This window comes from Pseudomonas sp. NPDC087598 (genome assembly GCF_044743525.1).
Lineage (GTDB): Bacteria > Pseudomonadota > Gammaproteobacteria > Pseudomonadales > Pseudomonadaceae > Aquipseudomonas.
Genome location: NZ_JBIUWQ010000045.1, coordinates 19,996 through 44,326, shown reverse-complemented (window position 1 = coordinate 44,326; position 24,331 = coordinate 19,996). Strand labels below are relative to the sequence as shown.

At 59.8% G+C, this 24,331-nt stretch carries 22 protein-coding genes; 16 read left to right on the top strand and 6 right to left on the bottom strand.

The window, feature by feature from the left end; genetic code table 11:
* Positions 1-43: 43 nt before the first annotated feature.
* The 8 genes from ACIOWE_RS21855 (at position 44) to ACIOWE_RS21820 (ending at position 8,193) form a co-directional block, all read left to right on the top strand.
* On the top strand, positions 44-1,069 hold the full coding sequence (locus ACIOWE_RS21855; protein WP_401395716.1) for a LysM peptidoglycan-binding domain-containing protein: 1,026 nt from the start codon (positions 44-46) through the stop codon (positions 1,067-1,069).
* 80 nt (positions 1,070-1,149) lie between these two features.
* Complete coding sequence (gene dprA, locus ACIOWE_RS21850; RefSeq protein WP_401395713.1) at positions 1,150-2,250, top strand: DNA-processing protein DprA; 1,101 nt, start codon at positions 1,150-1,152, stop codon at positions 2,248-2,250.
* A 54-nt stretch (positions 2,251-2,304) separates the two neighbouring features.
* Complete coding sequence (locus ACIOWE_RS21845) at positions 2,305-2,862, top strand: L-threonylcarbamoyladenylate synthase (RefSeq protein WP_401395710.1); 558 nt, start codon at positions 2,305-2,307, stop codon at positions 2,860-2,862.
* A gap of 273 nt (positions 2,863-3,135) precedes the next feature.
* Positions 3,136-3,804 (top strand): hypothetical protein, encoded by a 669-nt coding sequence (locus ACIOWE_RS21840; protein ID WP_401395707.1) that lies wholly within the window; start codon positions 3,136-3,138, stop codon positions 3,802-3,804.
* Entirely contained in the window at positions 3,782-4,516 is a 735-nt protein-coding gene (locus tag ACIOWE_RS21835) for an iron-containing redox enzyme family protein (RefSeq protein ID WP_401395704.1), read from the top strand. Before ACIOWE_RS21840 ends, ACIOWE_RS21835 begins: the two co-directional genes overlap by 23 nt.
* Before the next feature lie 281 nt (positions 4,517-4,797).
* Positions 4,798-5,652 carry a DUF3419 family protein gene (locus tag ACIOWE_RS21830; protein WP_401395701.1) on the top strand — a complete coding sequence of 285 codons (855 nt, stop codon included), beginning with the start codon at positions 4,798-4,800 and terminating at the stop codon, positions 5,650-5,652.
* The gene (locus ACIOWE_RS21825) at positions 5,649-6,914 is read left to right on the top strand and encodes an aminotransferase class I/II-fold pyridoxal phosphate-dependent enzyme (RefSeq protein ID WP_401395698.1); all 1,266 of its coding nucleotides are present in this window, start codon (positions 5,649-5,651) and stop codon (positions 6,912-6,914) included. Before ACIOWE_RS21830 ends, ACIOWE_RS21825 begins: the two co-directional genes overlap by 4 nt.
* The gene (locus tag ACIOWE_RS21820; protein WP_401395695.1) at positions 6,907-8,193 is read left to right on the top strand and encodes a phenylacetate--CoA ligase family protein; all 1,287 of its coding nucleotides are present in this window, start codon (positions 6,907-6,909) and stop codon (positions 8,191-8,193) included. Before ACIOWE_RS21825 ends, ACIOWE_RS21820 begins: the two co-directional genes overlap by 8 nt.
* A 7-nt stretch (positions 8,194-8,200) precedes the next feature.
* Here the strand turns inward: ACIOWE_RS21820 and ACIOWE_RS21815 are convergent, their stop codons facing one another.
* Positions 8,201-9,178: a quinone oxidoreductase family protein gene (locus ACIOWE_RS21815; protein ID WP_401395692.1), complete on the bottom strand. Its 978-nt coding sequence runs from the start codon at positions 9,176-9,178 to the stop codon at positions 8,201-8,203.
* Positions 9,179-9,340: 162 nt separating this feature from the next.
* On the opposite strand from ACIOWE_RS21815, the gene hemF reads away from it, so the two are divergent.
* Positions 9,341-10,255, top strand: coding sequence for an oxygen-dependent coproporphyrinogen oxidase (hemF, locus tag ACIOWE_RS21810; RefSeq protein ID WP_401395689.1), 915 nt, complete (start codon positions 9,341-9,343; stop codon positions 10,253-10,255).
* 9 nt (positions 10,256-10,264) lie between these two features.
* A complete protein-coding gene (gene aroE / locus ACIOWE_RS21805; protein WP_401395686.1) occupies positions 10,265-11,086 on the top strand; it encodes a shikimate dehydrogenase in 822 nt (273 codons plus the stop codon).
* Positions 11,087-11,202: 116 nt separating this feature from the next.
* On the opposite strand, the gene ACIOWE_RS21800 is transcribed toward aroE, so the two are convergent.
* From ACIOWE_RS21800 to betC, 3 genes are all read right to left on the bottom strand, one after another.
* Positions 11,203-12,771, bottom strand: coding sequence for a SulP family inorganic anion transporter (locus ACIOWE_RS21800; RefSeq protein ID WP_401395683.1), 1,569 nt, complete (start codon positions 12,769-12,771; stop codon positions 11,203-11,205).
* A gap of 210 nt (positions 12,772-12,981) precedes the next feature.
* On the bottom strand, positions 12,982-13,902 hold the full coding sequence (gene choX, locus ACIOWE_RS21795; protein ID WP_401395680.1) for a choline ABC transporter substrate-binding protein: 921 nt from the start codon (positions 13,900-13,902) through the stop codon (positions 12,982-12,984).
* A gap of 16 nt (positions 13,903-13,918) precedes the next feature.
* A complete protein-coding gene (gene betC, locus ACIOWE_RS21790) occupies positions 13,919-15,433 on the bottom strand; it encodes a choline-sulfatase (protein WP_401395677.1) in 1,515 nt (504 codons plus the stop codon).
* A 114-nt stretch (positions 15,434-15,547) separates the two neighbouring features.
* Between betC and ACIOWE_RS21785 the strand changes: the two genes are divergently transcribed.
* Entirely contained in the window at positions 15,548-16,498 is a 951-nt protein-coding gene (locus ACIOWE_RS21785) for a choline sulfate utilization transcriptional regulator (RefSeq protein ID WP_401395674.1), read from the top strand.
* 30 nt (positions 16,499-16,528) lie between these two features.
* Here ACIOWE_RS21785 and ACIOWE_RS21780 read toward each other — a convergent pair whose 3' ends face one another.
* Complete coding sequence (locus tag ACIOWE_RS21780; RefSeq protein ID WP_401395671.1) at positions 16,529-17,194, bottom strand: NAD(P)-dependent oxidoreductase; 666 nt, start codon at positions 17,192-17,194, stop codon at positions 16,529-16,531.
* An 83-nt stretch (positions 17,195-17,277) separates the two neighbouring features.
* Here ACIOWE_RS21780 and ACIOWE_RS21775 point away from each other — a divergent pair, with 83 nt between their 5' ends.
* On the top strand, positions 17,278-17,604 hold the full coding sequence (locus tag ACIOWE_RS21775) for a DOPA 4,5-dioxygenase family protein (RefSeq protein ID WP_401395668.1): 327 nt from the start codon (positions 17,278-17,280) through the stop codon (positions 17,602-17,604).
* Positions 17,605-17,620: 16 nt separating this feature from the next.
* Here ACIOWE_RS21775 and ACIOWE_RS21770 read toward each other — a convergent pair whose 3' ends face one another.
* Positions 17,621-18,022, bottom strand: a complete 402-nt coding sequence (locus tag ACIOWE_RS21770) for a GFA family protein (RefSeq protein WP_401395665.1) — start codon at positions 18,020-18,022, stop codon at positions 17,621-17,623.
* A gap of 320 nt (positions 18,023-18,342) precedes the next feature.
* Between ACIOWE_RS21770 and ACIOWE_RS21765 the strand changes: the two genes are divergently transcribed.
* From ACIOWE_RS21765 to ACIOWE_RS21750, 4 genes are all read left to right on the top strand, one after another.
* The gene (locus ACIOWE_RS21765; RefSeq protein WP_201236161.1) at positions 18,343-19,650 is read left to right on the top strand and encodes a CitMHS family transporter; all 1,308 of its coding nucleotides are present in this window, start codon (positions 18,343-18,345) and stop codon (positions 19,648-19,650) included.
* A gap of 85 nt (positions 19,651-19,735) precedes the next feature.
* Positions 19,736-20,503 (top strand): TerC family protein, encoded by a 768-nt coding sequence (locus ACIOWE_RS21760; RefSeq protein WP_401395662.1) that lies wholly within the window; start codon positions 19,736-19,738, stop codon positions 20,501-20,503.
* Between the two features lie 437 nt (positions 20,504-20,940).
* Positions 20,941-22,599, top strand: a complete 1,659-nt coding sequence (locus ACIOWE_RS21755; RefSeq protein ID WP_401395659.1) for a Na/Pi cotransporter family protein — start codon at positions 20,941-20,943, stop codon at positions 22,597-22,599.
* Positions 22,600-22,774: 175 nt separating this feature from the next.
* On the top strand, positions 22,775-24,154 hold the full coding sequence (locus ACIOWE_RS21750; RefSeq protein WP_401395656.1) for a M16 family metallopeptidase: 1,380 nt from the start codon (positions 22,775-22,777) through the stop codon (positions 24,152-24,154).
* The last annotated feature ends 177 nt before the right edge of the window (positions 24,155-24,331 follow it).

Genomic DNA, 24,331 nt, shown 5'->3' with positions numbered 1-24,331 from the left:
TCTGACGATTCACGCGAGTGCACATGATAAAGGGATTCACTGCATGAGGAAAACACTACTCGCCCTGCTGCTGTTGGCTTCGGCTGGCGCTGCACAAGGGCAAGTGCAACTCAGGGATGGTTTTCCACAGCAATACACGGTGGTTTCCGGGGACACGCTCTGGGACATTTCCGGCAAATACCTGCGCGAGCCCTGGCAATGGCCACAACTGTGGCGGGCCAACCCGCAGATCGAAAACCCCAACCTGATCTATCCCGGCGACACGCTGACGCTCAGTTACGTCAATGGCGAACCACGCCTGACCGTCAATCGCGGCGAGTCGCGCGGCACCATCAAGCTGTCACCACGCATCCGCACCAGCCCGGTGGCCGAGGCGATTCCGAGTATTCCGCTGAAGTCGATCAACAGCTTTCTGCTGAGCAACCGCATCGTCGACAAGGTCGAGGATTTCGACAAGGCGCCGTACATCGTCGCCGGCGATGCCGAACGGGTGCTCAGCGGTACCGGAGACCGGATCTTCGCTCGCGGACATTTCGACCCGAATCAGCCGGTCTACGGCATCTTCCGCCAGGGCAAGGTCTACACCGACCCACAAACCAAGGAATTTCTCGGGATCAACGCCGATGACATCGGCGGCGGTGAGATCGTCGCCACCGAAGGCGATGTCGCCACTCTCGCCCTGCAACGCACCACCCAGGAAGTGCGCCTCGGCGACCGCTTGTTCAGCGGCGAGGAGCGCTCGATCAATTCGACGTTCATGCCCAGCGCGCCGACCAGCAATATTAACGGCGTGATCATCGACGTGCCGCGCGGCGTCACGCAGATCGGCGTGATGGACGTGGTCACCCTGAACAAAGGTAAACGTGACGGTCTTGCCGAGGGCAATGTCCTGGTGGTCATGAAAACCGGGGAAACCGTGCGCGACCGGGTCACGGGTCAACCGCTGAAAATCCCCGACGAACGGGCAGGACTGCTGATGGTATTCCGCACCTACGACAAACTCAGTTATGGCCTCGTTCTCAATGCATCGCGCTCGCTGGCGGTGCTCGACAAGGTGCGAAATCCGTAAGCAAGCTTCACAAGTTACCAACAGAGTTATCCACAGCTTGTTCCGAATAGTTCGGGACTTATAACGATCAAGGATGATCCATGACGCTGTCTGTCTGTACGCCGGTTTCCCCTGCGGAACTGGAAGCGCGCCTGCGCCTGCACCGCCTGCCGGAAATCGGTCCGAAGCGGTTTGCCAAATTGCTCGAAGCCTTTGGCTCAGCGTCAAAAGCCATCAGCGCTCCGGCGAGCGCCTGGCGCTCGCTCGGTTTACCGGTGGCGTCAGCCGAAGCGCGGCGCAGCCCCGAGGTGCGCGACGGTGCCAGCCACGCAATGCGCTGGCTAGAGCGGCCGGGACAACATTTGCTGATGTGGGATCAGGTGGATTATCCGGCGCTGCTGGCGCAGATTCCAGATCCGCCACCGCTGCTGTTCGTGGCCGGAGACCCGCTGATTCTGGAGAAACCGCAACTGGCGATGGTTGGCAGCCGCCGTGCATCGCGACCGGGAATGGACACTGCTGCAGCGTTTTCCCGCAGCCTGGCCGGGGCCGGTTTTGTCATCACCAGCGGTCTGGCCCTGGGCATTGATGCTGCGGCGCATCAGGCGGCTCTGGATGTCGGCGGGCTCACGGTCGGTGTGTTGGGCACCGGTCTGGAAAAGTTTTATCCACAGCGCAATCGGCGGCTGGCTGACGCGATGATTGCCTCCGGCAGCGCGGTGCTTTCGGAGTTTCCGCTGGACGCCGGTCCCACTGCGAGCAACTTTCCGCGACGCAACCGGATCATCAGTGGTTTGTCCCTAGGTGTGCTGGTGGTTGAGGCAAGTGTTGCCAGTGGGTCGTTGATCACCGCACGGCTGGCGGCGGAACAGGGGCGAGAGGTTTACGCCATTCCCGGCTCGATCCATCACCCCGGCGCGCGCGGTTGTCACCAGTTGATCCGCGACGGTGCGGTGCTGGTGGAAACCATCGAACATATCCTCGAAGCCCTGCGTGGCTGGCAGCATTTGCCGCACTGCGCAGACACGCCGAAACCTGAGCATCCGTTGCTTGCTCTGCTTCATGCGGCGCCGCACACCAGTGAGGCGTTGGCCGACAGCAGTGGCTGGGCGTTGCCCAAAGTCCTGGCGGCCCTCACCGAGCTGGAAATGGATGGCCGTGCCGTGAGTGAAAACGGCCGCTGGTTTGCGCGGGTGAGCTAGGTTTTACAAGGAAGATCGGTAAACTGCGCGAAACCTGTTTGCGGAGATTTTTTCATGGTCAACAGTTGGCGTGTGCAACAAGCCGCACGAGAGATTCGCGCCGGGGCGGTGATTGCCTATCCAACCGAAGCCGTCTGGGGGCTGGGTTGCGACCCGTGGAACGAAGACGCGGTGGATCGGCTGCTGGCGATCAAGAATCGCTCGGTCGACAAGGGACTGATTCTGGTTGCCGACAACATTCGCCAGTTCGACTTCCTGTTCGAAGACTTCCCGCAAGAGTGGATCGACCGTATGGCTAGCACTTGGCCGGGGCCGAACACCTGGCTGGTGCCGCATCAGAACCTGCTGCCGGAGTGGGTCACCGGGGTGCACGACACCGTGGCGCTGCGGGTCAGTGATCACCCGCAGGTGCGTGACTTGTGCTCGATGGTCGGGCCGTTGATCTCGACGTCGGCCAACCCGCAGGGACGGCCGGCGGCGCGCACGCGGTTGCGGGTCGAGCAGTATTTCCGCGGACAGGTCGATTTGATCCTCGGTGGTGAGTTGGGCGGTCGCAAGAACCCCAGCGTCATCCGTGATCTGGCCACCGGCAATATCATTCGTCCCGACTGACATCACTTCGAACTTCATCTATTGAATACTCCTCGGCTTGTATGGCGAGGAGTACTACACATGCCTGCGATTTATCCTTCAAGTCATTAACCAAGTTCAACAATTTTGTTGTTTTGTTATTGGCTGTGCGCGTAAGAATAATCGGTAAGTATTCATTTTCAGTAACTTTTCCCACGTAATTATCAGAAGTCACGCAGTGGCGATATTTCCAAAAGCATCCATTATTCAAATGCGCCAAGGAAACTTCGATAAGTTAACGTCTGCGGAGAAAGAATGGATACTACGGATTTGCAACTCATGGATTATCTGCAGTCACTTCAGGCAACCCTGAGCAGTCGCCATGAAGATTGCCGCGTTGTTATTCTTGAAGCGGGTTCAGACACGCAAGAGTTTGAACGATTTATTGGCCGGCAGTTTCGCTTGCGATTGCAACATTACATGCTGACATCCCGGGCCCGGATGCTTGAAAAACGGCTGGGAATTACGTCACGCAGTACGCACTTCCTGCTTTATCAGCATGACCACCTGGTGGCGGTATTGAGGGTAACGCCTGCGCCGTTCGAGTGGGCGTCACTGGCGCATCGGCAGGTTTCGCCCACCGTGGCGTTGGCGCGCCATGTCGAGTTCAGCCGCTTGATTACTCACTCGCGCAATCATCTGCCCGTGCCGATCAACTGCCTGCTGGCAGCCGCCACAGCCTGGGCGATCAAGCAGGGCTATCAAGGCGTCACGGCGCTTTGCCGAACGCCGCAACGGCGACTGTTCCAACGATTCGGCCTGACACCGATCACCTCCGACGCCCTGCAAATCGAGCAACGCGCTCGCGGTGGCTACTGGCTGCTGTCCGCGCAATGGCAGCAGATCCTTGCGGCTGTACAACAACCTGATCATTCCAACGTCGACCAACCGGAGCACCACGATGAATGCGCCACTCAGTTTTGAACAACAGTTGATCTTGCTTGATCAGCGAATCGAAAAATCCTGGGCCGAGATACTCGACAGTTCACGCTTGGTAAAAGCCATACGTGAAGGCAAAGTTTCCAAGGCGCTATATGCGATCTACATGATCGAGACCTTTCACTACACCGCCCACAATGCGCGAAACCAGGGCCTGGTCGGTGTGCGTCATGCCGATAATCCGGTCTATGCAAAATTCTGTTTTGAACACGCGGCACAAGAAGTTGGTCATGAAAAAATGGCATTGCATGATGTCCTGAGTCTTGGCCTGAAGAATGAGAACTTTGATATGCCTCCGGTACTTCCAGCAACCGAAGTGTTGATTGCCTATCTATACTGGATCTCTTTCACCGGTAATCCGCTACAGCGTCTGGGATACAGTTATTGGGCGGAAAATGCCTATCAATTCATTACTCCGCTTATCAATAAGTTGAGCGAAACACTGTCATTGAAACCGGCTCAATTGACATTCTTCGTTGCCCACTCCGATATTGATGTCGAGCACTTCAACGAAATAAAACTGATCCTGCAGCGTACTTGTAAACGCCAGTGTGACTGGGACGCCATTGCCAATGTGATGGAAACCAGCTTGCGCCTGACCGGCAACATGCTTGAAGCCGTTTATGAGCAATATGAGGCCTGGCAAAACGACCTCGCACCGCGTTATGACTTTCTCCATGCATTGGCCGACTCATGAGGGTTTCACGGCGATTTCTCCAGTGGGTGCAGGGAGGCAGGCATGGCTGACTACTTCCAGCAACTGAACTACGCACTGGGGGATGAAGACACCGCGCTGGAATACGCGATCCTGCCGGCGCGTGCCAGGCACGTGATAGGTGTTGCCGGGAGTGGCGGACGGCTTTTGCCGCTGTTGGCCCGCAGTCCGACGCGCATGACCTGCACTGATATCAGCGCGCCGCAACTGACGTTACGCGGTTGCGATTCGCCCTACTGGAGCAGACCGACCACGAAACGTTCATGGATTTCATGGGGTACCGGGCGGGGATTCAGGTATCACGACGCCAATCCATCCTGCAGCAACTCGACGTACCGCGGGCCGATCGGCGCTGGCTGGCGGAGTTTTTCCAGGCCCGTCAATGGCAAGGGCCGATCTACATGGGGGCTTTCGAGCAGACTTTGCAGCGGTTGGCGAAGGTCAACCGGCTGTTTACCGGTAAGGCGGGTCGGGAGATCTTTCAGTGCAGGGACCTCGACGAGCAAACCAGCTATTACCGCAGCCGGTTTCCTCTGAAGCGCTGGCGGGCGGTGATTGCGTTGTTGGGCAACGCAGCGGTGCTCAACTCGCTGCTGTACAAGGGCTCGTTTCCCCGCAACAACCTGGGGATCAGTTCTCGCGAGGTGTACCTGGGGATTTTCCATTCCCTGTCCACCACGCAAGTCGTGCGTGAGAGCTTTTTCCTGCAAATGCTGTTTTTCGGTGAGCTGCGCGACCCGCAAGGCTTCCCGCTGGAGTGCGAGCCGAAGATTTTCGACAAGGCCCGAGAAGCTCTTCAGCAGTGCGAATTAAGGGTGATGCAGGCTGACATTTTCGAGTGTGCCGCCAGTCACACGGACATCGATTTCGTCTCGCTCTCGGACGTGCCCTCCTTCATGCCCAAGGCCACTGGCGCCAGCGTCTTGCAGCGCCTGCGCCCGTCGCTTGCCGAAGCGGCGTTGACGGTCATCCGTGGCCATTTGCATGTTGTCCGACCCGATTGTGCAGGTTTCTGCGATACCACCGCCGAGTACCAGGCCGCGATCGCACGAGAAAAAACTCAACTCTGGCGCGTGCAGGTTTATCGCCGGACATCTCCTTTGCAGGCATCCCGATGAATACTCAGCAACCGACCGTCAATTGGGTGAAAAATCGTGTCCGTCAGGCGCGCGATGATCAGCAGCAGTTATTCGACGCCGGGCTCAATGGTTTGAAACTGGCAAGGCGCGACGGCAAGCATATTGAATTGAGCAGCGGCGAGCGACTGACCGAGTTTCTCTCATGCTCCTATCTGGGGCTGGAATACGACCCACGCCTGGTTCAAGGCGCGGTGGAGGCTGTCGAATCATTCGGCGTGCAATTCGCTGCCGCGCGAACCCGGGCGCTGCTGCCGCCAATGTGTGAACTGGATGAGCTGTTGAACCAGATATTTCAGGGGCACACGGTCACCTTCAACTCGGTGGGCAGTGCGCATCTCGGCTGCCTGCCGCTACTGGGGTCAGGCGAATTGCCGTCCTATCCGTTGCGTCGCGGCCCGAGCTGGATCGTCGACCGGGCTGCCCATGCTTCGATGCAAGTGCTGCAAGGGATTCTGTGGCAGTTCGGCCCCGTCCAGCGTTGTGATTGCAGCGTCGTGGAGCAAGTTGAACAGGCATGCTCCACGGCAGTCGCGGCTGGCCATACACCGATCATCCTGACCGACAGCATTGGCTCGATGCGCGGCCTGTACCCGATCAATCGACTGTTACAGCTGGCGGAGCGCTTTGAAGGCTATCTGTATGCGGATGATGCCCACGGCACTTCGATCCATGGGGCTGCCGGGGGAGGATATGCGCTCGTCGCTGCTGATGAACGACTGCGCAACCGCTTGATCCTTTTGTCGTCATTGTCCAAGGCGTTTGGTGCGACCGGAGGGGCGATCACCGTGCTCACGGCGGGCGATGCCGAGATGATACGGCGTCATGCGTCGACCTATACCTTCGGCGGGCCACTGTCGATGGGCGGGGTCGGCGCGGCAGTCGCCTCCGGGAAAATCCATCTTTCACCGGAGATCGGTGAGTTACAGGCGGCGCTGTGGCGAAATACTGCCTTGATCGACGGATTGCTCGGGCCGGTGCTGGGCAATCATGACGTCGCATCACCGATTCGTTTTGTCCGCGTCGGTGCCGAGCGCGATGCGATCAGCCTGGCGCTGCACCTGCGGCGACAGGCGATCGCCGTCACCACCGCGTTGTTTCCGGTGGTCGCCAAAGGTGAAGCAATGCTGCGCCTGGCCATCAGCGCGAATCACAGCCAGGCGCAATTGCAGAATCTGGCCAATGCCGTGACGGGCGGTTTTGCTGAACTGGGCATTCGTCAGCGAGGGGCTGGTGATGAATGACGACGTGAACCAAGCCTTTGCACGCAAGATGACTCACGCGCGGTCACTGCCGTGGTTCTGCGCATTGTGTCCACAGATCCGGCATGTGCAGAGCCTGGAGGATCTGCATCGATTGCCGATTCAAGCCGTGGAGGACGAGCATGGCGGTGTGCTGTTCTCCGAGCTTGGCGAGGCCTCGCACCGTGCGCCGGGTGGCGGACTGACCCTGACGTCGGGAGGGAGCACGGGCAACCGTAAACACATCACCCATTCCTGGGCATTCAACGCGAGCATCGTGCCGTTGGGCGCGAGGATGTTTGGTGTGGCGAATGAACGCCCGGGAGTGGTCATCAACTGCCTGACTGCCGGCGAGATGCAGGGCGCCTTCCAGTACGCCGCAGCCATCGTCCAGCACATCGGTGCGCGCCTGTTGCCTGCCGGTTCGTTGATGGGGGTTCAGCGGATCGCCGAGTTGATTCAGTCGCAAGCGGCCGATGCGTTGATATGCACCCCGTCCTTCGCGGCTGCTCTGTTCAACCATGACGATATCGATGCAGAGCAATTGACGAGTCTGCGATGGCTCTACTACATCGGGGAGCCCTGCAGTAAACCGCTGCGCGATCAACTGGCGCGGGACTGGCCCGCCATAAATCTGCGGTCGCTGGGCTACAGCTCCACGGAGACCGGGCCCATCGGTTTTCAGTGCGCTCATCTTGAACACGGTTTGTATCATCTGCACGCCGACGCGATGCTGCTTGAGGTGGTTGATCCACAGACGCTGCAAGTGGTGGCCGAAGGTGCAAGCGGTGAGTTTCTGTTGACGCCGTTGCTGCCCGACCATGTGCCGCTGTTGCGTTATCGGATTGGAGATCGTGGCCGGGTGCTGCGCAATGCGGCGAATTGCGCCTGTGGCAGCGCGCTGCCCGTGCTGCAACTCGAGGGGCGCGTCGAAACAACAATAAAATTGGGCGGCGCGATCGTCACGCAGCGACAGGTCATGAGCGTACTCGCCCAGGCGTTGCCTGACCTGGACACTACCGACGTTCAGGTACAAATCAATCGGCAGGTCAACGGTGTCCGCATGCGACTGGTCATTGCTCAGGACAAACTGCCAGCCGGTGCAGAAGTCGTCCTCGAACAGGCGCTGCAAAGCGAAGCGCAAGCCAGCGCTCTGCTCAGATTGCCCGGAGTATTGGGATTGCGGGTACAGCGTCTTGACCGCAGTAGCTTCGAAACAACCTTTGCCGGCAAGACGCCGTTTTTTATCGAGCTGGGCGTTACCCCGGACTCACCGGGGTAACGTCGTGTCACGGCAGCAGAATGGTCGAGCCGGTGGTGCGCTGGGCTGACAACTCGGTCTGCGCCTTTGCTGCTTCAGCCAGTGGATAACGCTGGCTGATATCAACCTTGAGCTTGCCACTGATGATCATCTCGAACAGCTCATCGGCCATGCGCTGCAGGTTTTCGGCGTTGTTGGCGTAGGTCGCCAGGGTCGGACGGGTCACGTACAGCGAGCCTTTCGCCGAGAGGATGCCCAGATTCACACCGTCCACGGCACCCGAAGCATTACCGAAGCTGACGACCAGGCCTCGCGGCGACACGCTGTCGAGCGAAGTCAGCCAGGTGTCCTTGCCGACGCCATCGTAGACCACCGGGACTTTCTTGCCGTCGGTCAGTTCCAGCACGCGTTCAGCCACATTTTCGTGGCTGTAGTCGATGGTTGCCCAGGCACCGTTGGCCTTGGCCAGGTCGGCTTTTTCTTTCGAGCTTACGGTGCCGATCAGCTTCACGCCCAACGCCTTGGCCCATTGGCAGGCTAGCGAGCCAACGCCGCCGGCAGCGGCGTGGAACAGAATGGTTTCGCCACCCTTGAGTTCGTAGGTCTGGCGCAGCAGGTATTGTACGGTCAGGCCCTTGAGCATCACCCCTGCGGCGGTTTCAAAACTGATCTCGTCCGGCAGTTTCACCAGATTGGCTTCAGGCAGGACGTGCAATTCGCTGTAGGCGCCCAGCGGGCCGCTGCCGTACGCCACACGGTCACCGATCTTGAAACGGGTGACGTCACTGCCGACCGCATCCACGATGCCGGCGCCTTCAGCGCCCAGACCGGACGGCAAGGCTGGCGGCGCGTAGAGGCCGCTGCGGAAATAGGTGTCGATGAAGTTCAGGCCGATAGCCTTGTTGGCCACACGTACTTGATTGGGACCGGGTGCCGCGGGTTGGTAGTCAACATACTCGAGCACTTCGGGACCGCCGTGGGCGCGGAACTGGATACGCTTTGCCATCTGCCTGCTCTCCTTGGGTCTTTTGCGAGGTCCTTATCCAACTCTCATGCTTGATCTTCGTCAACTGCGGCGCGCTCGCCTGCGGTGGTATGCTACGCGCCCATTTGCGCCGACCCCCGCCTGCGGGGCGCCGCGTAGTTATGCCCCGTTCAAGGTGAAGCCATGACGACCCGCACCGACGCCGTAAAGGCCTATCTGCTCGACCTGCAAGACCGCATCTGCGCCGCACTCGAAAACGAGGACGGCGGCACGCGTTTCGTCGAAGACGCCTGGACCCGGCCTGCCGGCGGTGGCGGTCGGACCCGCGTGATCGAGAACGGCACGCTGATCGAAAAGGGCGGCGTCAACTTTTCCCATGTCTTCGGCAGCGGTCTGCCGCCATCGGCCAGTGCTCATCGTCCGGAACTGGCCGGCCGTGGTTTCGAAGCCCTCGGCGTGTCGCTGGTGATTCATCCGCACAACCCGCACGTGCCAACGTCCCACGCCAACGTGCGCTTTTTCATCGCCGAGAAGGAAGGTGAAGAGCCGGTCTGGTGGTTTGGCGGCGGCTTCGACCTGACCCCGTATTACGGCAATGAAGAAGACTGCATCCACTGGCACCGCGTCGCCGAGCAGGCCTGCGCACCGTTCGGTCCAGACGTGTACCCGCGCTACAAAGCGTGGTGCGACACCTACTTTCACATCAAGCATCGCCACGAACCGCGCGGCATCGGCGGGCTGTTCTTCGATGACCTGAACGAGTGGGATTTCGACACCAGTTTCGCGTTTATGCGTGCCATCGGTGATGCCTACATCGACGCGTATCTGCCGATCGTGCAGCGCCGCAAGAATGATCCGTTCAGCGCCCAGCAGCGCGAGTTCCAGGAATTCCGCCGTGGCCGTTACGTCGAGTTCAACCTGGTTTACGACCGAGGCACGCTGTTCGGTCTGCAATCGGGCGGGCGTACCGAGTCGATCCTCATGTCGCTGCCGCCGCAAGTGCGTTGGGGCTATGACTGGAAGGCCGAGCCCGGCAGTGAAGAGGCGCGCCTGACCGAGTACTTCCTGCAAGACCGCGACTGGCTGGCCCTGGCCTGAGGACATCTGATGGATCGTTACGTCGTTTTCGGCAACCCGATTGGCCACAGCAAGTCGCCGATGATTCACAAGCTGTTCGCCGAACAGACCGGGCAAAGCCTCGACTACAGCACCTTGCTGGCGCCGCTCGACGACTTCGTCGGTTGCGCCACGGCGTTTTTCCAGGAAGGTCGCGGCGCCAACGTCACCGTGCCGTTCAAGGAAGACGCCTACCGTCTGGCCAACAGCCTGACGGCACGGGCGCAACGGGCGGGTGCGGTGAACACCTTGAGCCAACTCGCTGACGGTACGCTGCTCGGGGACAACACCGACGGCGCCGGACTGGTGCGTGATTTGACGGTAAACGCCGGGTTCAGCCTGACCGGCAAACGTATTCTGCTGCTCGGCGCGGGTGGCGCGGTGCGTGGGGCGCTGGAACCGTTGCTCGCGGAGAAACCGGCGTCGGTGATCATCGCCAATCGCACGGTGGATAAAGCCGAGCTGCTGGCCGAGTTGTTCTGCGATCTGGGGCCGGTGTCGGCCAGCGGTTTCGACTGGTTGCAGGAGCCGGTGGACGTGATCATCAACGCCACCTCCGCCAGCCTCACTGGCGAGGTGCCGCCGATTTCACCGAGCCTGATCGAGCCGGGCAAGACCCTGTGCTACGACATGATGTATGGCAAGGAACCGACCGCATTCTGCCGCTGGGCAAGCGAGCATGGTGCGGCGGTATCGATGGATGGTTTGGGGATGCTGGCCGAGCAGGCTGCGGAGGCGTTTTTTTTGTGGCGCGGTGTGCGCCCGGACACTGCGCCGGTCCTGGCCGAGCTACGCCGCCAGTTGGCACAATAAATCACCCTGTGGGAGCGAGCCTGCTCGCGAATGCGGTCTGTCTGACACATCAATATTGGATGTGCCTCCGTCTTCGCGAGCAGGCTCGCTCCCACAGGGTATGTGCTGATATCAGTTCAATCTTCAAACCGGATCGGACATTTCTCCGGCCCTTCAAGCTTTCTCAACTCCTCCACCACCTGCGGCCGCGCCCCGCGCAAGGTCAGGCTGCGATCCTGGCTCAGCAAGCGCCGCGCCTCCTGGTGCAGCATTTCCACGCCCGAATAGTCGATAAAGTTGATCTGCTGCGCCTCGATCACCACCCGCGCACCGTGCATGCGTTGCAGGCGCACTTGCAGGTAATGGCTGGCGCCGAAAAAGATCGAGCCGCCGACGCGCAGCACATCGTCCTCGCCATCACGCCAATGCTGTACCCGGGGTTGCGAGGTGCGCTTGAGATAAAAGAACAGCGACGCCAGCACCCCGGCATAAATCGCCGTCTGCAATTCCAGCAGCAACGTGGCGAGGCAAGTCAGGCCCATCACCACGAACTCGGCACGGCTGACTCGCAGCAATGCGCGAATGCCACGATGATCCACCAGCCCCCAGGCGATCAGCAAAATGCTGCCGGCCATGGCCGGGATCGGAATGTGCGCGATCAGCCCGGCGCCGAAAATCGCGAACAGCGCGACCCAGATTGCCGAAAACACTCCGGCCAGCGGCGAGCAGGCACCCGCCTCATAACTCAATCCCGAGCGGGTGAATGATCCGGCCGACAGCGATCCGGAAAAGAACGCCCCGACAATATTCGATAAACCCTGCGCGCGAACTTCCTGATTGGCATCGAGCAACTGCTGCGAGCGCGCGGCAATCGAACGCGCAATCGACAGACTGGTGACCAGCCCGAGCATGCCCACCGCCACAGCGCTCGGCAGCAGGCGCAGGATCAAGTCCAGATCCAGCGGCAACCCGCTGAAGGGCGGCAAGCGGCCGACAAAAGCGCTGACCAGATGCACGTGGCCGAACATCGCCGGCCACAGCCATACCAGCAAACTGGCCAACACTAGAGTGATCAACAGCGTCGGCCAGCGCGGCAGCAATTGTTTCAGCACCACGCCCACCACCACCGTAGCGATGCCGAGCAGCAAAGAGGGTTTATCCACAGCCCCAAGGTGTTGCAGCAAATCCATCAGGCTGGCCAGCGCCGTGGCTTTCGCGGGCAGCTCCAGCCCGAGCAGATTCGGCAACTGCCCAATGGCAATCACCACAGCCGCGCCAAGGGTGAAACCGAGCACCACCGAATGCGAGACGAAATTCACCAGTGCGCCGAACCGCAGCAAACCGAGCAACCACTGGAAAATCCCGGCGAGAAAGGTCAGCAGCAGGATCAGGGTGATGTAGTCCTGGGAGGCTGGCACGGCCAGCGGACTGACGCTGGCATACAGCACAATCGAAATCGCCGCCGTCGGGCCGCAGATCAGGTGCCACGATGAACCCCACAGACAGGCGATCAGCACCGGGATGATCGCGGCGTAGAGGCCGTATTCCGGTGGGAGACCGGCGATCAGGGCGTAGGCAATCGACTGGGGTAACGCGAGAATCGCACCGCTGAGGCCGACGATCAGATCCCGACCGACGCTGGCGCGGGTTTGCCGCGGGAGCCAGGTGAGGAAGGGCAGCAGTGAGCGGCGGCTGGGGAAGGCCATGGGTCCTCGCGGTTGGGGTTTTCAACAAGCCTATCAGGACTCAGCAATCATTGTGGCGAGGGGATTTATCCCCGTTCGGCTGCGCAGCAGTCGCAAAACCATCGCATTCGGTTTACCTGATACACCGTGAATACTGGATTTGGGGCGGCTTCGCAGCCCAACGGGGATAAATCCCCTCACCACAGGAAGTGGGTCAACTGTTGGATACCGTTACAGCTTGGCTTTCACGGCTGGCAACGCATCCTTGCCATCCACGGTTTTGACGCCATCCAGCCACTTGTCCAGCACCGCCGGATTAGCCTTGATCCACGCCTTCGCCGCATCAGCATTACTGACCTTCTTGTTCACCACCTCGGCCATGATGCTGTTCTCCATCTCCTGAGTGAACGAAAGATTGGTCAGCAATTTACCCACGTTCGGGCAAGCCTCGGCGTAACCCTTGCGCGTCAGGGTAAACACGCTGCCGGTATCACCGAAGTATTTCTCGCCACCCTTCAGGTAATGCATTTTCAGCTGCACGTTCATCGGGTGCGGCGTCCAGCCGAGGAAGGTGACGAATTTCTGCTTTTTCACCGCCCGCGATACCTCGGCGAGCATCGCCTGTTCGCTGGACTCGATCAGTTTCCACTGACCCATGTCGAAGTCGTTCTTCTTGATGATTTCCTGCAACGAGATGTTCGCTGGTGCACCGGAGCCGATGCCGTAGATCTTGCGCTCGAACTTGTCGGCGTATTTGTTCAGGTCGGAAAAGTTATGCACACCCGCGTCCCATACGTAGTCCGGCACCGCCAGGGTGAACTCGGTGCCGTCGAGGTTTTTCGCCAGTTGCGTGACGTCACCGGTTGCGACGAACTTGTCGTAGAAACCCTGCTGCGCCGGCATCCAGTTGCCGAGGAATACATCGACCTGGCCGTCCTTCAAACCGCCAAAGGTGATCGGCACCGCGAGTGTGTCGACCTTGGCCTTGTAGCCCATGCCGTCCAGCAGAAACCCGGTAATGGCATTGGTCGCGGCGATGTCGCTCCAGCCCGGATCGGCCATTTTCACTGTCTCGCAGCTTTGCTCGGCGAATACCGATCCGCTGCCCAGCGCCAATAGGCTGATCGTCAGTGCTGTGGATAACTTGCGCATGGACTTCCCCTTAACATTATTTGTTTTGGCAGGGTTGTGGATAACGGGCCTTGCGTTCCAGATCATCGAGGTCGATGTGGTTGCGCATGTACTGCTGACTGGCGTCCACCAGCGGCTGGTGGTCCCAGCTCTTCAGCTTGCCGATGGTCAACGCATCGGCGACAAAACGACGACGGCGCTGGCTGGCCAACACATCGCGGTGAATCGCCGGAACATCCCACTTGGCTCGCGCCTCGGCGAGAAAATCGGCGAATAGTTGGCGATGTTGTAGTGATTGGCTGAGTTCTTCCAGTTCTCGCGGATCGTTGGCTACGTCAAAGAGCAGACAAGGGTCGCTTTCACTGTAGATAAATTTGAAGGCGCCGCGACGGATCATCATCAACGGACTGATCGTGCCTTCGGCCATGTACTCACCGAAGACTTCATCGTGGCCGCCCTGCCCTTGCAGATGCGGCAACAGCGAACGGCCATCCAGCGGCAGACCCGGCTCCAGCGTGCCGCCGGCCAGTTCGACGAAAGTTGGCAACAGGTCGGCGGTGGACACAGCCGCGCTGACCCTGTTCGCACTGAATTGCCCCGGAGCACTTATCAACAGGGGCACGCGGGCCGCCATTTCAAACCAGTGCATTTTGTACCAGAGACCTTTTTCGCCGAGCATGTCGCCGTGGTCGCCGGAGAACACGATGATGGTGTCATCGATCAGTCCGGTTTCTTCGAGGGTTTGCAGGAGTTTGCCGACGTTGGCATCGATATAGCTGCACGCTCCAAAATACGCACGTCGCGCGTCACGGATCTTATCCACAGGCAGTGGCTTGTCCCACAGGTCATAGACCTTAAGCAAACGCTGCGAGTGTGGATCGAGTTCATGTTGATCCGGCGTTGTCGGAAGCGGGATATCGGCATCGTCGTACAAATCCCAAAAGGCCTTGGGAATTGTGTACGGGTCGTGTGGGTGCGTCATCGACACGGTCAGGCAGAAAGGTTGATCGCCGTCTTCGCGGATGTGATCGAACAGATATTGCTGCGCCTTGAACACCACCTCTTCATCGAAGTCGAGCTGGTTGGTGCGCACGCATGGCCCGGCTTGCAGTACCGAAGACATGTTGTGATACCAGCTCGGCCGCACATCGGGCTCGTCCCAGTTCACCGCCCAGCCGTAGTCGGCCGGGTAGATATCGCTGGTCAGACGTTCTTCATAGCCGTGCAACTGGTCCGGGCCGCAGAAATGCATCTTGCCCGACAGTGCGGTGCGGTAGCCGAGGCGCCGCAGGTAATGGGCGTAGGTTGGAATGTCGGCGGGGAAATCGGCAGCGTTGTCGTAGGCGCCGATCTTGCTCGGCAACTGGCCGCTGACCAGGGTGAAGCGCGACGGTGCGCACAACGGGCTGTTGCAGTACGCGGCGTCGAACACCACGCCTTGGGCGGCGAGGCGGGAAAGATTGGGCAGTTTGATCGGCGAAGGGCCGTAGAGCGGCAACATTGGCGCGGCCATCTGATCGGCCATGATGAAAAGAATATTCTTGCGCTTCATGTGATCGCGTCATTCCATAGTGAATATTTATGCGACATTGCTGCGATCGAGCATGGAGCCCATTCTGTATCCGGTAAAGCCCGCGCCGGACAATGACTAGGATAAGCACAGCTTATGTATGAAGCCCTTGGTGATCTGTCGCTGGACCTGCTTCGCGCCTTCGAGGCCGCCGCTCGGCAACGCAGCTTCACCGCTGCGGCAGTGGAGCTTGGCACCACGCAACCGGCGATCAGTCAGCAGATCAAACGGCTGGAGGAGCAGCTCGGCACACGCCTGTTTGATCGCATCTACCGCGGTATTGAGCTGACGGAGGTCGGTACGATCCTGTTCGAACAAGTTGCCCTTGGTTTGCAGAATATCGATGCAGGATTGAGCGCAATCAGCGCACAGCAGCAACATGAAGTCCTGCAAGTCGCCACCGATTTCGCCTTCGCCGCGTATTGGCTGATGCCACGCCTGCACCGCTTCCACGAAGCCAACCCCCACGTCGATGTCAGCCTGGTCACTAGCGAACGCAACCACAACATGCTGCGCACCGACATCGACGTGGCAATCCTGTTTGGCGACGGCCGTTTCAAACAGGGCGAAAGTCATTGGTTGTTCAGCGAAGAAGTATTCCCGGTGTGCAGTCCGCAATTGCTCAAAAATCGCTCAGCGCCCCTGCCTGCTCAGGCCTTGCTGGAGTTTCCGTTACTGCACCTGCGCGGTGAGAACAGCAGTGACTGGTTCGACTGGAGCGGATTATTCCGCGAACTCGGCATCACTACCCCGCCGGCCCCGGGGCAATTGCGTTTCGACAATTACACGCTGTTGATTCAAGCGGCGATTGGTGGCCAGGGCGTGGCAATCGGCTGGCGGCACCTTGTGGATAACTTATTGACCCAAGGTTTGTTGTGTCGACCAATCGCCGAAACCACGTTGTCGCGGTTGGGCTATTACGTGGTGTTGCCCCAGCGCAAACGGCGTGGGGCGTTGATTCAGCAGTTTGTCGATTGGTTGATGGCGGAACAGGCGAGCAGTGCCGAATCGTTGGCTGGGTTGGCGTTGCCTTCGATTGCGGTTTGAAAAGCAGAAGATCGCAGCCTGCGGCAGCTCCTATAGGGGGGTGGCGGCGACGAAATTCACATGTTGGCCTACATGCAGATTCAATCTCAGCTCATCGGCAATGCCCACGGCCACGCGATTCAAGCGCTCCAGCGGTTCCGCCAGACCCGGTTCGAGCGTGCTGCCGACCTGACTGAAATGTTCAATCGTCAAACCCGCAACGCCGCGCGGTGCGTTGACCAGCGTCCAGTGCAGCGGGCTGCTTTGCAGAGCTTCGCGAATTTCCTCGGCGGCGTGGCGTTGCAGGCGATCATCCAGATCCGGCTCGTCGAGCACGGCAAAGTCGCCGACGACAAACAACCGCGAGATGTTGGCTGCCTGCAGACCATCGACCAATGAATCGACGGCCAATACCTGCTCGACTGGCCCGAGCAACACCGAGCGTTCGACTTGATCGCTACTGAATGGCAGGCCCGGCGCATCAAGCAGACAGATCACCGCCGAACTGCCGGCCACGCTTTGATTGACCCGCTCGGAGTCGAACAGGTCGCCGCTTTTGGTGCGCAGGCCCGGACGCGGTGCGAGCACATTCAAATCATCCAGTATCGCGATCACTTCGTGCTGTCGGCGCAGCAGTTCAGCCATCAACGCGCTGCCCAGGCTACTCATGGCACCATAGAGCACCACTTTTACCGCCGGGGTTTCGGCATTTTTCATGGCTGAGCCCTTTCGTTATCCCTTGTAAGGCGTGTGACACATGGGCAACGCCGAGGGTTCGAACCGATTTTCGAGGCTTACAGATGCAAGCGATCAAGGGTTATCACGCCCACGTCTATTTCGATGCCGGCACGATTGAACAGGCACGGGCCTTGTGTGAGCAGGCCGCACAATTGTTTCCGTTAAAGATGGGCCGCGTTCATGAGCGCCCGGTCGGCCCGCACCCGGACTGGAGCTGCCAACTGGCCTTCGGCTCGGAGCTGATCGGCGCGGTGTTGCCGTGGCTGGCGCTCAATCGCAAAGGTCTGGTGGTGTTTCTGCATCCGGACACTGGTGATGACTTGCTCGATCACACCGAGCATGCGATCTGGATGGGCGCGATGCGGCCGCTGGATTTGTCTATTTTTTGATCAGACTTTAGTAAATCTACAATGTTTCTTCAGGTTCGCCCGGCAAGTGCTCATCCAGATGCAGCCAAGGCAATTGGCTGTCGGTCCAGATGTGTCGTTCAGCCGGGGCCTGCTCCGGGTGATCGAGGGTGGCGATAGTCAGATCGATGCTTTCAGGACTGAGCAACGTCACCAGCGCCAATTGCGCACCGCAGTTCGGGCAGAAGAACCGTGCGCAACTGCTCGACGAGTCATAACGCGACGGCGTCCCGGCCAGCCATTGGAAATTCGCCGCCGGCACGCTGATCCATGTCGTGACGATCCCGCCGCTGACCTTGCGGCAGATCGAACAGTGGCAGTGCGCGATGTCGTGAAGCGCCCCGCTGAACTGATAACGGATGTGTCCGCAATGGCAGCCACCGCTGTGCAATTCACTCATCGCCTAAGCCCTCCTTCCCGTGTTCATTGACCTGGTTCGCATCCGACGGCCGGTTGACCGTTCATTCAAAGCTTTCTTCAGCGAAAGGTAGCTGAAAGCTTGCCCCATTAGGATCGCCTCACTTCCGGCAACAGACCGGTTGGCCAACGCGTGTGATTGCTCGCGCGCCTGGCCCAATTAACAACAACAATGGTGATTCTGATGTCCTCTGTAGCCCGCCTCCTCGCTGTCACTCCGCCCGTACGCCTCGTGCTTGCCGTTCTGCGCTGATCCCCCCGGTCCGCTCACTCAATTAGCCGCGCTACGCCTGGAGTATTCCCATGCTGACTTTCCTTGGCTTCGCCATGGTCATCACGTTCATGTTCCTGATCATGACCAAGCGCCTGTCCGCGCTGATCGCTCTGATCATCATCCCGATCATCTTTGCCCTGTTCGGCGGGTTCGCGCCGAAGATCGGCCCGATGATGCTCGAAGGTATTACCAAGCTCGCGCCGACCGGCGTGATGCTGATGTTCGCCATTCTGTACTTTGCATTGATGATCGACTCCGGCCTGTTCGACCCGGCCGTGCGCAAGATCCTCAAACTGGTCAAGGGTGACCCACTGAAGGTTTCGGTCGGTACCGCCGTACTGGCGCTCGTCGTTTCCCTCGATGGTGACGGCGCGACCACTTACATGATCTGTGTGGCGGCGATGCTGCCGCTGTACAGCCGCATCGGCATGAGCCCGCGAATCATGGCCGGCCTGATCATCCTGGCCGGTGGCGTGATGAACATGACCCCGTGGGGCGGCCCGACCGCGCGTGCGGCGAGTGCCTTGCATGTCGATCCGTCGGATATTTTCGTGCCGATGATCCCGGCGATGGCGGCCGGTGTCGTGGCGATCCTGCTGATTGCCTACTTCTATGGCAAACGTGAGCGTGCGCGTCTGGGTGAATTGCACCTGGCGGGCGACGAGATCGATCACAGCGAAATCAGCGTCTCGCAATTCCCGGATGCCCGTCGTCCGAAACTGATCTGGTTCAACGGCGCCCTGACCTTCGGCCTGATGTGCACGCTGATCGCCGGCCTGCTGCCGCTGCCGGTGCTGTTCATGGTCGCGTTCAGTATCGCGATGATCGTCAACTACCCGTGCCTGCAAATGCAGAAGGATCGCGTTGCGGCCCACGCCGGCAGCGTGCTGGCGGTGGTCGGGCTGATCTTTGCGGCGGGTATCTTCACCGGTATCCTGAGCGGCACCGGCATGGTCGATGCGATGTCGAAAAGCCTGTTGGCGGTGATCCCGGATTTCCTCGGCCCGTACCTGGCGGTGATCACGGCGCTGGTGAGCATGCCTTTCACCTTCTTCATGTCCAACGACGCTTTTTACTATGGCGTGTTGCCGGTGTTGGCCGAGGCTGCCAGCCACTACGGAATCACCGCGGTGGAAATGGCCCGTGCCTCGATCGTCGGTCAGCCCGTCCACTTGCTGAGCCCATTGGTGCCATCGACCTATCTGTTGGTGGCCCTGGCCGGCATCGATTTCGGTGACCACCAGCGTTTCACCCTGAAATGGGCGATTCTGGTTTGTATCTGCATCCTGATTGCTGCACTGCTGTTGGGGACTTTCCCGGTGTTCAGCACTCTATAACCCCAAGACTCACCGTTTCGGGTCCTGGCTTCGCGGTTTGAAGCCCGGACCTTTTTCGGTTTAACACTCGTACAAAGGAATACACATGGAATGGCTGACCAACCCTGAGATCTGGGTTGCCTTCTTTACGCTGACAGCCCTGGAAATCGTTCTGGGCATCGACAACATCATCATGATTTCGATCCTGGTCAGCCGCATGCCCAAACACATGCAGCAGCGCACCCGGATCTTCGGTCTTGGCCTGGCCATGATCACGCGAATCCTGTTGCTGCTGTCGATCACCTGGGTCATGCGCCTCACCGCCGACCTTTTCGAGGTGTTCGGCCAGGGCATTTCCGGCCGCGACCTGATCCTGTTCTTCGGTGGTCTGTTCCTGCTGTGGAAGAGCTCGCAAGAGATGTACCACGCGCTGGAAGGCGAGGACGAAAGCGATGACACGCCTGGCGGCAAGGGCGGCAACTTTCTCTACACCATCATCCAGATCGCGATCATCGACATCGTCTTCTCGCTGGACTCGGTAATCACTGCGGTCGGCATGGTTTCCCATGTACCGGTGATGATTGCAGCGATCATCGTCGCCGTGCTGGTGATGATGCTGGCCTCGGGCAAGATCAGCGAGTTCATCGACAAGCACCCGTCGCTGAAGATGCTCGCGCTGTCGTTCCTGCTGGTGGTCGGTACGGTGCTGATTGCCGAGTCGTTCGACGTGCATGTACCGAAAGGCTACGTCTACTTCGCGATGGCGTTCTCGTTGGCGGTTGAGGCGATCAACATCAAGCTGCGCGGCGCAATGGCCAAGAAGAAACAGCAGCAGGATCCGGTGAAACTGCGCAAGGACATCCCGGGGCAGTAATCGGGATAGCCGCAAATACAAAACCTGTGGGAGCTGGCTTGCCAGCGATAGCGAAGTGTCAGCAACATCAATGTTTGCTGAACGGGCGCCATCGCTGGCAAGCCAGGCTCCCACAGGTTTTTTCATGCACCGATAAATCTGCGTCAGTGCGCAAAACCTGTAGGAGCGAGCCTGCTCGCGATAGCGTTCTGTCAGTCGGCAACAATTTTGAAGCTGATGGCCCTATCGCGAGCAGGCTCACTCCTACAGGGGGCCGTGTTGAATTCAGATGAGGTGGATGAAGCTGTTTTCATGACACTTTTATTTCAATCGGCACTTTAGCTGTGCAATGCTGGCGCCCAGACCGTTCGCCAACTACAGCTTAAGTATCAGAACGTAGAAACCGTGCGGTACCGTCAACTTGCCCCTCTGGGGCGCTGCAACTACAGGGGGTCTGCATGCTCACCCTGCTCAATCTGCTTTCCGCCGTCGCCCTGCTGATCTGGGGCACGCACATCGTCAGAACCGGGATCCTGCGGGTCTACGGCACCAATCTGCGCCATGTGATTGGCCAGAACATGTCCAAGCGCTGGCTCGCCTTTGTCGCCGGCATCGTCGTGACCGCGATGGTGCAGAGCAGCAACGCCACCGCCATGCTCGTCACCTCTTTTGTCGGCCAAGGCCTGATGGCGCTGACCCCGGCGCTGGCAACCATGCTCGGCGCCGACGTCGGTACGGCGTTGATGGCGCGGGTGCTGACGTTTGACTTGTCGTGGCTGTCGCCGCTGCTGATCTTCCTCGGGGTGATTTTCTTTCTGTCGCGCAAACAGACGCGGCTCGGGCAGATGGGCCGGGTGGCGATTGGTCTGGGGCTGATCATTCTTGCGCTGCAACTGATCGTCGAGGCCGCTGCGCCGATCACCCACGCCCAAGGCGTGAAAGTGATTTTCGCCTCGCTGACCGGCGACATCCTCCTCGACGCCCTGGTCGGCGCGTTGTTCGCGATGATTTCCTACTCCAGCCTCGCCGCCGTGTTGCTTACCGCGACGCTGGCCGGGGCCAGTGTGATCAGTCTGCCGGTGGCGATCGGCCTGGTGATCGGCGCCAACATCGGCAGCGGCGTGCTGGCGTTCATGAGCACCAGCATGCAGAACGCCGCCGGCCGGCAAGTGGCGCTGGGCAGTCTGTTGTACAAACTGATCGGTCTGCTCCTGATCATCCCGGTGCTCGACCCGCTGGTGCACTGGATCGACAGCCTCGACTTCAGCCCGCAGGAAATGGTCATCGGCTTCCACCTGCTCTACAACACCGCGCGCTGCCTGATTCTGCTGCCTTCGGTGGCGCCGATGGCGCGACTGTGTGCGTGGTTGCTGCCAGAGCGGCCGGAGGTCAACGGCACCGCCAAACCGCGTCACCTTGATGCGACCGCGTTGGTCACACCGAGCCTGGCCCTGGCCAACGCCGCTCGGGAAACCCTGCGCATGGGCGACCTGCTCGACAACATGCTCGACGCCACCCTCGACGTTCTGCGTGGCAAGCAGACCGCCGTTACCCAGGAAATGCGCCGGCTGACCGATGACGTCGAAGCGCTGTATAGCGCGATCAAGCTGTATCTGGCGCAGATGCCCCGCGAGGACCTCGGCGAGCAGGACAGTCGGCGCTGGGCCGAGATCATCGAGTTGGCGATCAACCTGAAACTGGCGAGTGATCTGATCGAACGCATGCTGCGCAAGATCCAGCAGCAGAAGACATCCCAGCGGCGGTCGTTTTCCGAAGAAGGTCTGGAGGATCTGGCCGGGTTGCAGCAGCAACTGACCGCCAATTTGCGCCTGGGTCTGTCGGTATTTCTCAGTGGCGACCGGGAAAGCGCCCGGCAACTACTCCGTGAAAAACGTCGCTTTCGCGCACAGGAACGCCGTTTGGCCCATGCGCATGTCAGTCGCTTGCAACGTAAGATCGTGCAGAGTATCGAGACCAGTTCGCTGCACCTGGAGTTGATTGCGGACATGAAACGGCTGAACTCGCTGTTTTGCAGCAGCGCGTATGTGGTGCTGGAAACGACGGATACCGGCGCGCTGGCGGCGGACGATATTGCCGACATCACGCATTCGCCTTGAACGTCTGCGGTTGTGGTCAGTCAGTAACTCAGAGTTCAGCCTCGAGGCCCTCATCGCTGGCAAGCCAGCTCCCACAGGGTTTTATGGCGTTCATCAACCTGTGGGAGCTGGCTTGCCAGCGATGGGGCCCTGACTGACGACACGGATCTCCAAATCAGCCGTATGGAAGCCTGTTATGCGTTGCCTGTTGTTCGCCTGTCTGTTGCTCGGTTCCCTGCCCTCCTTCGCGCTGGATCGTTTCCAGGTCGAAGGTTATGCGCTGCCCAACGGTTTGCAGTTGTTGCTTAAACCCGGCACGGAACGCGGGCATGTGGCGATCCGGCTGGTGGTCGGCGTCGGCCTCGACGATTTTGATTGCGATGAAAAGGAGCTACCGCACCTGCTTGAACACTTGCTGTTCAGCGGCATCGATGCCACCGGCGAAGGTGGCCTCGAAGAGCGCATGCAAGCGCTCGGCGGCGAATGGAATGCCTTCACCAGCAACGCCGACACCACGTTTGTTATCGAGGCCCCGGCGAAAAACCAGCGCAAGGTGCTCGACCTGTTGCTCGATCTGCTGACGCAGACGCGCATCGACGACAACGCCATCAACGCCGCCAAACGCGTGGTCGAACGCGAGGACGGCGGCCATTACACACGGCTGCAACGCTTTCTCGATCGCCAGGACCTCGGCCACACCGCGAGCAACCAGCTCGCTGTCGAGCTGGGCCTGAAATGCCCGCAGCGCGCCGAGGTCGGCCATCTGACCCAGGCGCAACTGGAGAAGGTGCGCAAGGCCTGGTACGCACCGAACAACATGACGCTGATCGTCGTCGGCGAGCTCGACAAACTGCTGCCGGCCTATCTGGAACGCACCTGGGGCGCGCTCGAAGCGGTTGATCCGAGCGAACACCGAGCCTTGCCGGACATCCGCACCAGTGCCGCCCATGAGCGCACCCTCACCCGTGGTTTTATCGGCGACAGCGCCAAGCTGCACTGGCTGGTGCCGGAGCCGGTGCTGGATGATCAATACGACGAGACCTTCGACATCCTCAAGGACTATCTCGATTGGGCGCTGTACCGGCAAATCCGCCTGAACCATGGCTTGTCCTACGGGCCGTGGGCCGAGCGTGAAGTGTTTGGCGGCGTCGGCTTCATGAGCCTGAATGCCGATCTGGATCGCGATGACGTCAACGAAGCCATCCAGGTGCTGGAAGACCTCAAGGCCGATCTGCTGAAAAACGGCCTCGACGCCGACACCTTCGCCCGGATCAAGCAAGCTGCCATTGCCCATCAGGCCTGGGCCGTACAGGGCAACAGCGCGATGGCCGATTACTACTGGAGCGCGCTGGGAGATTACGAGGATGGCCGCTTCGCCAACCCGGCGCGGGAGCTGCAAGGCGTGACGCTGGAGACGGCGAACAAGGCCATGCGTGAGTTGCTGCTGCAACCGGGTTATCTGCGGATCGAGAAGCCGTTAATCAGTGATGATCAGGTGTTGTGGCTGGTGGCGGGTGGATTGGGTGTGGTGTTGCTGGGGCTGATTGGCTGGCGGTTGCATCGCAAACGAGCTTGAAGATCAAAAGATCGCAGCCTTCGGCAGCTCCTACATGGAATACCCCTGTTGTGATGATGAGGTCCTTGTGGCGAGGGGATTTATCCCCGATGGGCTGCGCAGCGGCCCCAACCCCGACAAACCCGTTCCTCCAGACAAAACGCATGCGCAGGATTTGCGACGGCTGCGCCGCCGACC